This window comes from Streptomyces sp. NBC_01224, from assembly GCF_036002945.1.
Lineage (GTDB): Bacteria > Actinomycetota > Actinomycetes > Streptomycetales > Streptomycetaceae > Streptomyces.
This window is the reverse complement of record NZ_CP108529.1, coordinates 4718610-4732844: the sequence shown is the minus strand read 5'-3', so window position 1 is coordinate 4732844 and position 14235 is coordinate 4718610. Positions and strand designations below refer to the sequence as shown.

Sequence of the window (14235 nt, the reverse complement as noted above, 5' to 3'; positions counted from 1 at the left end):
ACAAACGGCGAGGGCCGGGACCGCACGATCGGTCCCGGCCCTTTGCCGTGCGCTGGACGCCTTGGAGTCAGCGGACCCAGCTCTTCAGCGGCTCGGTGTCCAGTTCGATGCCCACAGGGTCGGGCAGTTCTACGGTCTTCCCGTACGGAACCGTCACCACCTGCTCGTACCGCACGCCGTCGGGCTGCGAGTGCACCTTGACCTCGCAGGTGCCGCGGTCGATGAGCAGGTAGACGGGAATGCCGGTCTCGGCGTACGCACGCGGCTTCTCGACACGGTCCCGGCGGTCGGTGTCCTCGTCGTACGAGGTGACCTCGACGACCATCAGGACGCCGTCGGGGTCGGCCCACTCGCCCTGGCCGGCAAACGTGCCACTACGGGCGAACGCCCCATCAGGACGGGCGTTGCCCTTGCGGTACGTCTCGATCCGAAGCCCCTGTTCGGCGTAGAGCCAACGCCCCGGATCGGCCTGCATGCACAGACGCGTCAGCCACTCGATGATCCGCCCGTGATCCCCGTCCGGCACAGCCTTGACCCCCAGTTTCCCGTTCACGAACTCCAGACGCAGTGCCTCCTCGGCGCGTACGGCGTGACGGGCAAGGTCCTCGAAGACCTCCTGGGTCAGCACACTCTCCTCGACCACACGAATCACTGCCTCCTGAAGGAAACGGGCTCCCTTCAGCGTACGAGCCCGACGCCGGGCCCGTACCCGGGATTCACCGCTCCAGCCCCTGTACGTCCCCCATCACGACGACCGGCTTCTTCGCCGGGTCGAGGAGTCGCAGCAGTTCCCTCATCCGGTCCTCGGGGAGCGAGATACAGCCCTGGGTCGGGCCGTCGTGGTCCACATGGATCCAGATGCCTCCGCCCCGCTCCTGGCCGAGCGGACGCTTCTGGTCCAGGGGTGAGGCGCCGGGGATCCGGTTGTAGTCGATGGCGATGACATAGTCGAAAGAACCCTCCAGAGACTCCCCGTCGAACCCCTCGCCGCTCACCGCGAACGCCGGGCTCTGGTTGTACGGGAGCATGGTCCCCGGGGGGTCGAGCAGGCCGCCCGCGGACGTCAGTCCGTAGACCCCGGTCGGGGTGCGGAGGTCGTCCTCCCAGTGCTCGTCCGTCCAGCCGTTCAGGGCGTTGCGGGCTGGCCAGCGTTCCGTGGCCGCGCGCCAGCCCTGGGCGGGGTCGTCGCGGGTGTACAGGACCGCGGTGGACAGGCTGGAGTCGTAGGCGTCGCCGGTGACGACGAGCGCCTGCCGCGAATCCGCCGGGATCGCGAACCTGGTCTTCGGCCCCAGCGCGGGGATCTCGCGGGGGCTGATGCGCGGCGCGTACGGACCGGGGGCGGCCCGCCCCCGGTCCCCGTCGGCCTGGGGACCCGCGACACCGGCGGAAACCGTGGCGCCTACCCGGACATCGCGGGTTCCCGTGGCAGTATGGGTGGTGTTGTCGCAGGCGGTGAGCAGCAGAATCGCGGCGGCACACGTTCCGGCGCAGACGGCATACGGGGGACGCCGGGCAGCCGACGGACGGAACACGGACACGGGTACTCCTCAGCGGTCGTGGTCGAAGGCAGCACGGGCGAGCTCCCCGTCACGCCTCGTCCCGCTGAACCCAGTTAACGCCGCGACACGCGAGCGCGAATCCGCACGAGGGCCATACGGCTGTACCGCCCGCCGGACACGCCCGCGGAAAGAGCCCGGAACCGTTCGTGGGTGTAGGTTCCGGGCCCTTCATCTCCGCGGGGGTACGGAGGTCTGAGGGCAGGTCAGAGATCCGTGCCGTCGTGCGTCTCGTCCGGGTCCACGCCCATCGTGATCGAGCCGACGACGCCGCGCGCCATGTGGTGCTTGCGGTACGAGAGCTTCATCAGCCCGCCCGTGACCCCGCTCTGGTCGTAGATGGTGTCCTCGGTGAGGGTCGTTCGGGTGGTGGTGCTGGTCGAGTACGGCTCGACCTCCGCCGAGTCGAGGACCGCGGACTCCGCGAAGAAGAACTGCCCGGTGTGGCAGGTGTGTCCGCCCTCGTACCCGGCATCGGTCATCTTCCCGCCGACGTGCACCTTGGTGTGGATGTGCACGCAGCGCCCCTGGTACCAGCCCGGGAAGATCGTCTTGAACTCCACGTACCCGTGCTTGTCGGTGAGCTGGGTGCCCCTCAGATACCGCTTGTCGTCGGTGGGCTCACTGTGCCCACCGCCCCCGCCTCCGGGCCCGCCGGACGGCGGCGCACCGGTGGGGGTACCGCTGGGCGCGTCGGTGGGCGTACCGCTGGGCGGCGTACCACCACCGCCGGGGCCCCCGGGCCCGCCGGAGCTCATGGCCTCGTACCCCGAGTAGACCCCCAGGGCATCGCAGTGCCAGATGTCGACGGCCGCGTGCTTCACGGGTTTGCAGGTGTCGGAGTCGATCACCTTGAGCCGGAGGGTGAGGGGGATGCCCTCCTTGTCCTCGGTGATGTCCTTCCGGAACTTGTCGGCGTCGATGTAGTACGGCCCCTCGGTGGTCTCCGAGGTGAGCCGGTAACACTCCTCGCCCTGTCCGCCGCCGGACTTCTTCGCGCCGGCCGTGTCTTCGTCGGCGGACGCGGTGGCCACAACGCCCGCCCCGATCCCGGCGGCAACGATCGCCGCACCCCCGGCGAGCACCATCCTGCGGCGCGTCATGTCCTTCTTGTGTGCGGGCCCTTGAGTCTCTGTCATGAACAGTGAGGCTAGGCAGGGGAGCTGGGAGGGGCGTGGGTGTCGGCTGTGCGTTGCTGTGGAGGGCGGCCACGACGCAAAACAGCCCCTGACCGACGGCCAGGGGCTGTTTCACGTGGAACAGAAGCGGAACTGCTGACGCTTACTTCGCGCCGGTGTCCCTCGCCACCGAGTCCTTGGCCTCGGCCTTCTCCTTCGCCGGCGCGGCGGGCTTGCGGAGCTGGATGTTCAGCTCGCGCAGCCGCGCCTCGTCCAGCACGGTCGGCGCGCCCATCATCAGGTCCTGGGCGTTGCCGTTGAGCGGGAAGGCGATCGTCTCGCGGATGTTGGGCTCGTCGGCCAGGAGCATCACGATGCGGTCGACGCCCGGGGCGATGCCGCCGTGCGGCGGGGCGCCGAGGCGGAAGGCGCGGAGCATGCCCGCGAACTCGAGCTCGACGGTCTCGCGGTCGTAGCCGGCGATCTCGAAGGCCTTGAGCATCACGTCGGGCTCGTGGTTGCGGATGGCGCCGGAGGACAGCTCGATGCCGTTGCAGACGATGTCGTACTGCCAGGCGAGGATGTCCAGCGGGTCCTTCTCCTCCAGGTCCTTCATGCCGCCCTGGGGCATCGAGAAGGGGTTGTGCGAGAAGTCGATCTTGCCGGTGTCCTCGTCCTTCTCGTACATCGGGAAGTCGACGACCCAGCAGAACCGGAAGACGCCCTCCTCGAAGTGGCCGGCGCGCTTGGCGGCCTCGACGCGAACGGCGGACATGATCTTGGAGACCTCGTCGAACTCGCCCGCGCCGAAGAAGACCGCGTGGCCCGGGACGAGGGACAGACGCTCGGTGAGGGTCTTGATGTCGGTCTCGGTCAGGAACTTGGCGATCGGACCGGCAAGGGTGCCGTCCTCGCCTACGCGGACCCAGGCCAGGCCCTTGGCGCCGTGCTGGACGGCGTAGTCGCCGAGGCCGTCGAAGAACTTCCGGGACTGGCCGGCGGTGTCCGGGACCGGGAGGGCACGGACGTGCTTGCCGGCGAACGCCTTGAACTCCGAGTCGGCGAAGATGTCGGAGATGTCGACCAGTTCCAGCTGGGCGCGCAGGTCCGGCTTGTCGTTGCCGTACTTCAGCATCGCCTCGCGGAACGGGATGCGCGGGAACGGCGAGGTGACGTGGCGGCCGTTGCCGAACTCCTCGAAGAGTTCGGTCATCAGCTTCTCGATCGGCCGGAAGACGTCCTCCTGCTCGACGAACGACATCTCGACGTCGAGCTGGTAGAACTCACCGGGCGAACGGTCGGCGCGGGCGTCCTCATCGCGGAAGCACGGCGCGATCTGGAAGTAGCGGTCGAAGCCGGAGATCATCAGCAGCTGCTTGAACTGCTGCGGGGCCTGGGGCAGGGCGTAGAACTTGCCCGGGTTCAGGCGGGACGGGACGACGAAGTCACGGGCGCCCTCGGGGGACGTCGCGGTGAGGATCGGCGTCGCCATCTCGTTGAAGCCGAGGGCCACCATCTTGGAGCGGATGGAGGCGATGACGGCCGAGCGCAGCATGATGTTGCGGTGCATGCGCTCGCGGCGCAGGTCGAGGAAGCGGTACTCCAGGCGCCGCTCCTCGTTGACCCCGTCCTCGGCGTTGATCGTGAAGGGCAGCGGGGCGGCCTCGCCCAGCACCTCGACCTCGGTGACCTCGATCTCGATCTCGCCGGTCGGGAGCTCCGGGTTGACGTTGTCGGCGCCGCGCGCGGAGACCTTGCCGTCGATCCGTACGACGGTCTCCTTGGTGAGCTTCGCCAGGGCCTCGTTGCCGGGGGTGCCGGGACGGGCGACGAGCTGCACCAGACCGTAGTGGTCGCGCAGATCGATGAAGAGGATGCCACCCAGGTCTCGGCGATTGTGCAGCCAGCCGCTCAGCCGGACGTCGGTGCCGACGTCAGAGGCGCGGAGCTCGCCGCAGGTGTGGGACCTGTACCGATGCATTCTCGTTCATCCAGTCTTCGCGGTTCGGGGTGGATTCAGCCTCCCCAGGCTACCGCCCGCACCCGCACGGAATCATTGACATTGACATTTCAAGATCATCGGTGGTGCGACGGACGGGCGGTGGACCGTGCCCGGACGGGCCCCGGGCGGCAATCCTCGGTGGCGTCCACGAAGCAGATCTTCTTAAATTGGGGCAATGCGCACCGAGGACGTCCTGGCCGCCACCGCGACCGGCCTGTGGCGCTGGGACAACGGAACCGGGACCGTCACGCTCGATGCGGAGGCGGCCCGGCTGCTCGAGCTGCCCGCCGCTGCCGGTGTCTTCCGTGAGTCCGCGGTGCGTTCCCGTTTCCATCCGGTCGACTGGAACGAGATCTACGGGGTGGTGAATCTCGCAGTCGCCGAGGGCACCCTCGCCGAGGCCCGGCTGCGGATCGTGGACGAAGGCGGCCGGGTCCTGCGTACCGTACGCAGCCGTTCCAAACCGCTCCCTCCCGAAGAGCCGGGCAGCACGGCCCATGTGCTGGTCGGCACCCTTCAGGAGGTCGCCGAGCCGCAGCCCGGCACCACCGGGGCGCACACCCCCATCACCGGTGACTGGCGCCGCTCCCGCGAGGCGTTCCTGCTGGACGCGGGCCGGGCGCTGGCCGAGGCCCGGTCGACCGAGGAGGTGCTGCGGGTCGCCGCCTCGCTCTCCATGCCCGGATTCTCGCCGGACGGCCTGGCGGTCTTCGGCATCGCGGGCGAACGGCTGACGATCATCGGGCACCATGGGCACCGAATGGGCGACGAGGGCCCGTTCAACGACATGCCGCTGGAGACCGACTATCCGGCCGCCGAGGTCGTACGGACGGGGCGGGCCATCTATCTGCCCTCGCCCGAGGACTACAGCCGCCGCTACCCGGCCACCTGGCCGCTCGCCGGCCGTTTCGGGCGCCGCTCCTGGGCCTTTCTGCCGCTGATCGTGGCGGGGCGCACCATGGGCGCCTGGATGGCGGGGTTCCACCACCCGGTGTCGTTCTCACCGGACGAACGGTCCGTGCTGACGACCGTGGCCCGGATGCTCGCCCAGGCGCTGACCCGGGCCGGGGTCGCCGAGACCGAGCGGGAGCTGTCGCTGGGGCTGCAGCGCTCGATGATGCCCTCCCTCGGCCCCGACATCCCGGGGATGGAGATCGCCGCCCGCTACATCCCGACCGGCGGCGGGCTCCAGGTCGGCGGCGACTGGTACGACAAGATTCCGCTCCCCAACGGCCGTATCGCCCTCGTCATCGGTGACGTCCAGGGCCACGATGTGCGCGCCGCGGGCCTGATGGGGCAGTTGCGGATCGCCCTGCGCGCGTACGCCGCCGAGGGACACCGCCCGGATGCGGTGCTCTCCCGTGCGTCGCGGTTCCTCTCCGGGCTCACCGATGCGTACGAGGACGGGGACGAGACCGGGCCGCGCTTCGCGACCTGTCTGTACGCGGAGGCCGACCCGGAGACCGGCGTCCTCGACATCGCCCGGGCCGGCCACCCCGATCCGGTGGTGATGACCGCCGACGGGACCGCGATGATCCGCCAGACCGAGGGCGGGCTGCCGCTCGGCGTCGAGGCGGACGCCGACTATCCGACGACCCGGCTCACCTTGGAGGCCGGAGAAACGATCATGCTCTGTACTGACGGGCTGATCGAGACCGGCGGCCATGACATGTGGACCGGCTGGGTCCGGCTGCGGCCGGTCCTGGAACGGGACACGTCCGATCTGGAGAAGCTCGCCGACGCCCTCGTCCAGGCCGTACACGGGCCGACGTCGCACTACACGACCGGGCCGCTGGCGGACCGCCGGGAGGACGACATCGCGTTGCTGCTGCTGCGGCGCGACGGTGGGACGCCGAGGGAGACGGCGCCGAGGCGCACCGCGCTGACCATCGCCCAGGCCGAGCCGGCGCGGGTCGCGGCGGCCCGGCAGCAGCTGCGGGAGCTGCTGCATGACTGGGCGGACCCGGAGCAGGTCGACGCGGCGGTGCTGATGATCTCCGAGATGGCCACCAATGTCCTCGTCCACACGGACGGGGACGCGCTGTTGGTCGCCCGGGCGACGGGGGAGCACGGTGAGCGGCGGCTGCGGGTGGAGGTGGCCGACGGCAGCGACGAGCTGCCGCACAAGCGGCGGCCCGGGGAGATGGCTTCCAGCGGACGGGGGCTGCTGCTGATGGAGATGCTCGCCGATGCGTGGGGAGTGGATCCGCGGGGGGCGGGGAAGTCGATCTGGTTCGAGCTGTACGAGTCGGGGCCGGAGGCAGGGGACTGAACCGGGTCGTCGGGTTCGGGCTCTCCGCGTGGACGGTTCCGTCCTCAAACGCCGGACGGGCTGGAACGCTCTCCGCGCAGTTCGCCGAGAATACCGAAGGCCGCCGCGCAGGCCGGCACCGCGAGCAGCATGCCCAGCAGGCCCGCCACGCTGGCGCCCGCGGTGATCGCGATCATGATGGTGGCGGGGTGCATCTGGACCGTACGGCTCTGGATCATCGGCTGGAGCACATGGCCCTCCAGCACCTGTACGGCGAGCACGACCCCCAGCGCCCACAGTGCGATCACGAATCCCCGGTCGGCGAGCGCGACCAGGATCGCGACCGCACCGGAGAGGAACGCCCCGAGGTAGGGGATGTAGGCGCCGACGAAGACCAGCGCACCGAGCCCCACCGCGCCCGGCACCCGCAGGATCAGCAGACCGGCCGTGATGCAGACGGCATCGATCAGCGCGATGAACGTGGTGCCGCGCATGAACCCCTGGACGGCTTCGAAGGCCCGCCGCCCCATGGCCTCGACCAGGTCCCCGGTACCGCGCGGGGCGACCGAGTGGGCGAGGTCCACGGCCTTGTCGGAGTCGCGCAGGAAGAAGAAGGTCAGCAGGAGGGCGAGGACGCTGGTCGCGATCAGCGAGCCGATCAGGCTGATCCCGGAGAGGAGCCCGCCCGCGGCGCTCGCGCCGAACTTCTCGACGAGCTTCTGGGCGTTGGCGACGAGATCGTCCACATTGGTGCTCTTGCTGATCCCGAAGTGGTTGATGATCCACTGCCCGGCGTCCTTCAGCGACCGGACGATCTGGTCACCGGTGTCGACGAGCGCGGTGACGACGATGTATCCGGCGCCGCCGACCACCGCGACGAGCAGGGCGCAGGTGAGCCCCGCGGCCAGCGAGCGGTTCATTCCGCGGGCGGTCAGCCGGCGGTGGACCGGGCCGAGCAGCGCCGTACCGAGCAGCGCGAGCAGAACGGGGGTGACCGCGGTCTTGAAGATGATGCACAGCCAGACCGCGACGGCGGCGACCCCGGTGACGAGGAGAACGACACCGCACCAGGCGGCTGTGCGCCGCGCACCGTCGGGCAGGAGGGGCTTTGGGGTCTGCACCCTCCCACCCGATCACGGTGCAGGTGTGATGTCCACTCCGTCCGCGGGTGTCACATTCCGTGGACGGCGGGCACCGTACCGAGGCGACCGGCCTGGAAGTCCTCGAAGGCCTGCTTCAGTTCGGCCTGACTGTTCATCACGAACGGCCCGTAGTGCGCCATCGGCTCGCGGATCGGACGACCGCCGAGCAGGACGACCTCCAGGTCAGGGGCGTTGCCGTCCTGCTTCTCGTCCGCGCGGACGGTCAGTGAGGAACCGGCGCCGAAGACCGCGGTCTGCCCCATGTGGACGGGGCGGCGCTCCGCACCGACGGTGCCGCGCCCGGCGAGCACGTACGCGAGTCCGTTGAAGTCCTCGCGCCACGGCAGGGTCACCTCGGCGCCGGGACGGACGGTGGCGTGGATCATCGTGATCGGGGTGTGGGTGATGCCGGGGCCCTCGTGCCCGTCGAGCTCACCGGCGATGACGCGGAGCAGCGCGCCGCCGTCCGGGGAGGCGAGGAGCTGGACCTGGCCGCCGCGGATGTCCTGGTAGCGGGGGGCCATCATCTTGTCGGCCTTGGGCAGGTTCACCCAGAGCTGGAGGCCGTGGAAGAGACCGCCCGACATCACGAGGGACTCCGGCGGCGCCTCGATGTGGAGGAGGCCGGACCCGGCGGTCATCCACTGGGTGTCGCCGTTGCGGATGGTTCCGCCGCCGCCGTTGGAGTCCTGGTGGACGAAGGTTCCGTCGATCAGGTACGTGACGGTCTCGAAGCCGCGGTGCGGGTGCCAGGGGGTGCCCTTCGGCTCTCCGGCCGCGTACTCCACCTCGCCCATCTGGTCCATCATGATGAACGGGTCGAGGTACTTGTAGTTGATCCCGGCGAACGCACGGCGAACCGGGAAGCCCTCGCCCTCGAATCCGCTCGGCGCCGTCGTGACGGCGAGCACGGGACGGGCCGTGGCGTCGCCCGAGGCGGCGACCTTGGGCAGGGTCAGTGGGTTTTCGACGGTCACTGCGGGCATGGGAGCCACCTCCGGGATTGTCCTGAGCCCAATTTAGTTGAATGGTGAACATCCCGCAAGGCGTCGTTCATTCCCGCACCGCCCGGACAGCGAGAAGGGGCCCGTACCAATCGGTACGGGCCCCTTCCGGAAGACTCGGACGTCAGCCGTACATACGGCGCATCGCGAAGTCGACCATCTGCTCCACGGCCTTGGCGTCGAAGACCATCCGGTGCTCACCCTCCATGTCGAGGACGAAGCCGTAGCCGGTCGGCAGCAGGTCGATCACCTCGGCCCCGGTGATCACGAAGTACTTGGACTCCTTGCCCGCGTACAGCCGCAACTCCTTGAGCGTGGTGAACATCGGGATCACCGGCTGCTGGGTGTTGTGCAGCGCGAGGAATCCGGGGTTGTCGCCACGCGGGCAGTAGACCTTCGACGTCGCGAAGATCTGCTGGAAGTCCTCGGCGGACAGCGAGCCGGTGGTGAAGGCCCGTACCGCATCCCCCAGGGACGGCGGCGAAGGCTCGGGATACAGCGGCTGCTCGCCGTAGCCGCCACCCATCTGCTGCTGTGCGCCCGGGTTCTGGTCGTAGCCGTACATACCGCAAAGAGTAATCGGACACATCAGACCCTTGAGGGGTTGCGTCTTATTACTGACGGGTAGCATCATCGGAGAGGTCAGCTGATATACGCACCGCCAGCTCGTCGCCCGCCCGGCCCACGCCCCTTCCCGGGGTGCTGCACGCCACTGCTATTGATTACGGAGCCTTCCCATGGGGCACTACAAGTCGAATCTCCGCGACATCGAGTTCAACCTCTTCGAGGTGCTCGGGCGCGACAAGACGTACGGCACCGGCCCGTTCGCCGAGATGGACGTCGAGACGGCGAAGAGCATCCTCGACGAGGTCGCCCGCCTCGCGGAGAACGAGCTGGCCGAATCCTTCGCCGACGCCGACCGCAACCCGCCGGTCTTCGACCCGGAGACCAACACCGCGCCGGTCCCGGAGAGCTTCAAGAAGTCGTACCAGGCGTTCATGGACTCCGAGTACTGGCGTCTGGGCCTGCCCGAGGAGATCGGCGGCACCACCTCCCCGCGCTCCCTGATCTGGTCCTACGCGGAGCTGCTGCTCGGCTCGAACCCGGCCGTCTGGATGTACTCCTCGGGCCCGGCGTTCGCCGGCATCCTCTTCGACGAGGGCAACGAGGCGCAGAAGAAGATCGCCGAGATCGCTGTCGAGAAGCAGTGGGGCTCGACGATGGTGCTGACCGAGCCGGACGCCGGTTCGGACGTCGGCGCGGGCCGCACGAAGGCCGTCGAGCAGGAGGACGGCTCCTGGCACATCGAAGGTGTGAAGCGCTTCATCACCTCGGGCGAGCACGACATGTCCGAGAACATCATCCACTACGTGCTGGCCCGCCCCGAGGGCGCAGGTCCGGGCACGAAGGGCCTCTCGCTCTTCATGGTCCCGAAGTTCCACTTCGACTGGACCACCGGCGAGCTGGGCGAGCGCAACGGCGTGTACGCGACGAACGTCGAGCACAAGATGGGCCTCAAGGCGTCCAACACCTGCGAGATGACGTTCGGCGACCAGCACCCCGCCAAGGGCTGGCTGATCGGTGACAAGCACGACGGCATCCGCCAGATGTTCCGCATCATCGAGTTCGCCCGCATGATGGTCGGCACGAAGGCCATCGCGACCCTGTCGACCGGCTACCTGAGCGCGCTGGAGTACGCCAAGGAGCGCGTCCAGGGCACGGACCTGTCGCAGTTCATGGACAAGGCCGCCCCCAAGGTCACCATCACGCACCACCCCGACGTGCGCCGCGCGCTCATGACGCAGAAGGCGTACGCGGAGGGCATGCGCTCCCTCGTCCTGTACACCGCCTCCGTCCAGGACGCGATCCAGGAGAAGGAGGCCGCGGGCGAGGACGCGAAGGCGCTGCACGGCCTCAACGACCTGCTGCTCCCGATCGTGAAGGGCTACGGCTCCGAGAAGTCGTACGAACAGCTGGCGCAGTCGCTCCAGACGTTCGGTGGCTCCGGGTACCTCCAGGAATACCCGATCGAGCAGTACATCCGTGACGCCAAGATCGACACGCTGTACGAGGGCACGACGGCGATCCAGGGCCAGGACTTCTTCTTCCGGAAGATCGTCCGCGACCAGGGTGCCTCGCTCAACACCCTCTCCGAGGAGATCAAGAAGTTCCTCGCCGGCGCCCAGGGCAACGAGGAACTGTCCGGTGCGCTGGACTCGCTCGCCAAGGCGGCCGTGGACCTGGAGGCGATCGTCGGCACGATGATCACCGACCTCACGGCCACCGGCGAGGACGTCAAGAACATCTACAAGGTGGGCCTCAACACCACCCGCCTGCTGATGGCCTCCGGCGATGTCGTCGTCGGCTACCTGCTGCTCAAGGGCGCGGCCGTGGCGGCCGAGAAGCTGCCGGCCGCCTCCGCGAAGGACGTCGCCTTCTACCAGGGCAAGATCGCCGCCGCGAAATTCTTCGCCGCGAACATCCTGCCGGGCGTCTCCGCCGAGCGCGCACTCGCCGAGTCCGTCGACAACTCGCTGATGGAGCTGGACGAGGCCGCGTTCTAGTCCCGCTGGAGTACTAGGCCTTCTCCGCCCGAGATCGTCAACACGCACCGTCACCCGGACACGCTTTCGGGTGGCGGTGCTGTCGTATCAGCTGGGTACGCTGAGTGCACGGCCGAGAATCCCGCCCATGGGAGGAACCATGACCGCCGAGGCACTGCCCGAAGCGTCGCAGCTGCGGCGCGACGATGCCAAGTGGCCGGTGCCGCCGCCGGACGGCTACACCGTGGACGACCTGTTCACGCTTCACGACCTCCCGCCGCACACAGAGCTGATCGACGGGAGTCTTGTTTTCGTGGGTCCGCAGCGGAAGTTCCACGCGCTGGCGATGTATCTGTTGGAACAGGGGCTGCGCAGCCACGTTCCGGAAGATCTTCGCGTTCGCCGCGAAATGGCCGTCGTGCTCGGCAAACGCAACGCCCCGGAACCCGACCTCGTCGTGGTGACGGCCGAAGCGGACGGGGACCAGCGCCAGACCCGCTACCAGGCCGCCGATGTCCTGCTCGCCGTGGAGGTCGTCTCGCCCGATTCCGAGGCCAGGGACCGCGACACCAAGCCGCACAAGTACGCGGGGGCGGGCATCCCGAACTTCTGGCTCGTCGAGATAGCCGAGAACGACCGGCCCGTGGTCTGGACGTATCAGCTGGACCCGGTCAACAAGACATACGTCTCCACCGGCGTCCACCACGACCGGCTGAAGCTCTCCGCCCCGTATGACATCGACATCGACCTGACCGCCATCGACAAGCTGTAGTCCTGGTGGCCCGGAACAGCGAGAAGCCCCCGCGACACTCCCCGGGCATCGAGCGGGCGCCGGCCGCGGGGCGACGGTGAAACCTCCCGGTCCGGCCTCGTTACAGTGAAGAACATGAGTTCCTCCCTCCGCTTCGACCGCGGTCACACCGACGATCTGATGGCCTTCCTGATGGCCTCCCCCTCCCCGTACCACGCCGTGGCCACCGCTGCCGAGCGGCTGGAGAAGGCCGGATTCCGACAGGTCGAGGAGACCGCGGCCTGGGACGGCACCAGCGGGGGGAAGTACGTCCTGCGCGGTGGTGCGATCGTGGCCTGGTACGTGCCGGAGGGCGCCGCGGCGCACACTCCGTACCGGATCGTCGGGGCGCACACCGACTCGCCGAATCTGCGGGTCAAGCCGCTGCCCGACACCGGGGCGTACGGCTGGCGGCAGATCGCCGTGGAGATCTACGGCGGGACGCTCCTCAACACCTGGCTCGACCGGGACCTCGGTCTCGCCGGCCGGATCTCGCTGCGCGACGGCACACACCGGCTGGTGAACATCGACCGGCCGCTCCTGCGCGTACCGCAGCTGGCCGTGCATCTGGACCGTTCCGCCAACCCCGACGGCCTGAAGCTCGACCGGCAGAAGCACATGCAGCCGATCTGGGGGCTCGGGGACGTCGAGGAGGGCGACCTGATCCGCTTCGTCGCCGAGGAGGCGGGCGTCGACACCGAGGACGTGACCGGCTGGGACCTGATGCCGCACCCCGTCGAGCCGCCCGCCTACCTGGGCCGGGACCGTGAGCTGCTGGCCGGGCCCAGGATGGACAACCTGCTCTCCGTGCACTCGGCGACCGCCGCGCTCGCCGCCGTCGCCGGGCAGCCGGACACCGAACTTCCGTACATCCCGGTCATGGCCGCCTTCGACCACGAGGAGAACGGCTCGCAGTCCGACACCGGCGCCGACGGACCGCTGCTCGGCACGGTCCTGGAACGCTCGGTGTTCGCCCGCGGCGGTACGTACGAGGACCGTGCCCGCGCCTTCGCCGGGACCGTCTGTCTCTCCTCCGACACCGGTCACGCGATCCACCCCAACTACGCCGAGCGTCACGACCCGACCCACCACCCGATGGTCAACGGCGGACCGATCCTCAAGGTCAACGTCAATATGCGGTACGCGACCGACGGCAGCGGCCGGGCCGTGTTCGCGGCGGCATGCCAGAAGGCGGACGTGCCGTGGCAGACGTTCGTCTCCAACAACTCGATGCCGTGCGGCACCACGATCGGCCCGATCACCGCCGCCCGGCACGGCATTCAGACCGTGGACATCGGCGTCGCGATCCTGTCGATGCACAGCGCCCGTGAACTGTGCGGCGCGGACGACCCGTATCTGCTGGCCAACGCGATGACGGCGTTCCTCGCGGGCTGAGTCTCCCCCGCCCCGACCGCAGCCCCGGGCATGGTCGTTGCCGGGCCGGGTACGCGATCCGTACACCGGCCCGGACCACCGGGCCGTCGAGGAAGCGGGATTCATGGGACTCGGAGGATGCATCATCCTCATCGGTGCCGGGGCGATACCGGCCTTCGCCACCGACTGGAAAATGGACACCGTCGACGTCGACCTGGTCGGCTGGATCATGATGATCGTCGGCATCATCGGAGTCTTCGTCCACGCGAGCATCGCGCGGCGTCGCCGGATGGTCGTGCCGCCCGGCACCACTGTCGTGTCCGAGGGCGAGCGCCACCACCCCTGACCCACGACGCCGGTCAGGTCACGCCCCGCCGACCGGGCCCGACCCGTCGTCGGCCCCTCGGAACCCCCGATATTCTGGGACTTGTCCCGAGCCCCACCTCGGGCGC

General features: G+C 69.0%; 12 protein-coding genes. 5 read left to right on the top strand and 7 right to left on the bottom strand.

Annotation, left to right across the window (positions count from 1 at the left end):
• Nucleotides 1–67: 67 nt before the first annotated feature.
• From OG609_RS21055 to aspS, 4 genes are all read right to left on the bottom strand, one after another.
• Nucleotides 68–643 carry a Uma2 family endonuclease gene (locus OG609_RS21055; protein ID WP_327278126.1) on the bottom strand — a complete coding sequence of 192 codons (576 nt, stop codon included), beginning with the start codon at nt 641–643 and terminating at the stop codon, nt 68–70.
• A gap of 73 nt (nt 644–716) precedes the next feature.
• On the bottom strand, nt 717–1541 hold the full coding sequence (locus OG609_RS21050; protein WP_327274228.1) for a L,D-transpeptidase family protein: 825 nt from the start codon (nt 1539–1541) through the stop codon (nt 717–719).
• Between the two features lie 224 nt (nt 1542–1765).
• Nucleotides 1766–2698, bottom strand: a complete 933-nt coding sequence (locus tag OG609_RS21045) for an intradiol ring-cleavage dioxygenase (protein WP_327274227.1) — start codon at nt 2696–2698, stop codon at nt 1766–1768.
• Between the two features lie 142 nt (nt 2699–2840).
• Nucleotides 2841–4658 carry an aspartate--tRNA ligase gene (gene aspS, locus OG609_RS21040; protein WP_327274226.1) on the bottom strand — a complete coding sequence of 606 codons (1818 nt, stop codon included), beginning with the start codon at nt 4656–4658 and terminating at the stop codon, nt 2841–2843.
• A gap of 196 nt (nt 4659–4854) precedes the next feature.
• Here aspS and OG609_RS21035 point away from each other — a divergent pair, with 196 nt between their 5' ends.
• The gene (locus tag OG609_RS21035; RefSeq protein WP_327274225.1) at nt 4855–6951 is read left to right on the top strand and encodes an ATP-binding SpoIIE family protein phosphatase; all 2097 of its coding nucleotides are present in this window, start codon (nt 4855–4857) and stop codon (nt 6949–6951) included.
• Nucleotides 6952–6995: 44 nt separating this feature from the next.
• On the opposite strand, the gene OG609_RS21030 is transcribed toward OG609_RS21035, so the two are convergent.
• The 3 genes from OG609_RS21030 to OG609_RS21020 all read right to left on the bottom strand — a co-directional run bounded on the left by OG609_RS21030 (nt 6996) and on the right by OG609_RS21020 (nt 9641).
• Nucleotides 6996–8051, bottom strand: a complete 1056-nt coding sequence (locus OG609_RS21030; protein ID WP_327274224.1) for an AI-2E family transporter — start codon at nt 8049–8051, stop codon at nt 6996–6998.
• A gap of 50 nt (nt 8052–8101) precedes the next feature.
• On the bottom strand, nt 8102–9058 hold the full coding sequence (locus OG609_RS21025; protein ID WP_327274223.1) for a pirin family protein: 957 nt from the start codon (nt 9056–9058) through the stop codon (nt 8102–8104).
• 142 nt (nt 9059–9200) lie between these two features.
• Nucleotides 9201–9641, bottom strand: a complete 441-nt coding sequence (locus OG609_RS21020; protein ID WP_072487501.1) for an SseB family protein — start codon at nt 9639–9641, stop codon at nt 9201–9203.
• Between the two features lie 172 nt (nt 9642–9813).
• Here OG609_RS21020 and OG609_RS21015 point away from each other — a divergent pair, with 172 nt between their 5' ends.
• From OG609_RS21015 to OG609_RS21000, 4 genes are all read left to right on the top strand, one after another.
• Nucleotides 9814–11640: an acyl-CoA dehydrogenase gene (locus OG609_RS21015; RefSeq protein ID WP_327274222.1), complete on the top strand. Its 1827-nt coding sequence runs from the start codon at nt 9814–9816 to the stop codon at nt 11638–11640.
• Nucleotides 11641–11767: 127 nt separating this feature from the next.
• The gene (locus OG609_RS21010; protein ID WP_327274220.1) at nt 11768–12391 is read left to right on the top strand and encodes a Uma2 family endonuclease; all 624 of its coding nucleotides are present in this window, start codon (nt 11768–11770) and stop codon (nt 12389–12391) included.
• 114 nt (nt 12392–12505) lie between these two features.
• Entirely contained in the window at nt 12506–13804 is a 1299-nt protein-coding gene (locus OG609_RS21005; protein ID WP_327274219.1) for a M18 family aminopeptidase, read from the top strand.
• Nucleotides 13805–13907: 103 nt separating this feature from the next.
• Nucleotides 13908–14129, top strand: coding sequence for a DUF6458 family protein (locus OG609_RS21000; RefSeq protein ID WP_327274218.1), 222 nt, complete (start codon nt 13908–13910; stop codon nt 14127–14129).
• The last annotated feature ends 106 nt before the right edge of the window (nt 14130–14235 follow it).

Bases quoted from the DNA above. Each gene is read 5' to 3' on its own strand.
- OG609_RS21035 (WP_327274225.1), top strand. From the start codon at position 4,855: ATGCGCACCGAGGACGTCCTGGCCGCCACCGCGACCGGCCTGTGGCGC.
- OG609_RS21005 (WP_327274219.1), top strand. From the start codon at position 12,506: ATGAGTTCCTCCCTCCGCTTCGACCGCGGTCACACCGACGATCTGATG.
- OG609_RS21015 (WP_327274222.1), top strand. From the start codon at position 9,814: ATGGGGCACTACAAGTCGAATCTCCGCGACATCGAGTTCAACCTCTTC.
- OG609_RS21000 (WP_327274218.1), top strand. From the start codon at position 13,908: ATGGGACTCGGAGGATGCATCATCCTCATCGGTGCCGGGGCGATACCG.
- OG609_RS21025 (WP_327274223.1), bottom strand. From the start codon at position 9,058: ATGCCCGCAGTGACCGTCGAAAACCCACTGACCCTGCCCAAGGTCGCC.
- OG609_RS21010 (WP_327274220.1), top strand. From the start codon at position 11,768: ATGGGAGGAACCATGACCGCCGAGGCACTGCCCGAAGCGTCGCAGCTG.
- OG609_RS21045 (WP_327274227.1), bottom strand. From the start codon at position 2,698: ATGACAGAGACTCAAGGGCCCGCACACAAGAAGGACATGACGCGCCGC.
- aspS (WP_327274226.1), bottom strand. From the start codon at position 4,658: ATGCATCGGTACAGGTCCCACACCTGCGGCGAGCTCCGCGCCTCTGAC.
- OG609_RS21020 (WP_072487501.1), bottom strand. From the start codon at position 9,641: ATGTACGGCTACGACCAGAACCCGGGCGCACAGCAGCAGATGGGTGGC.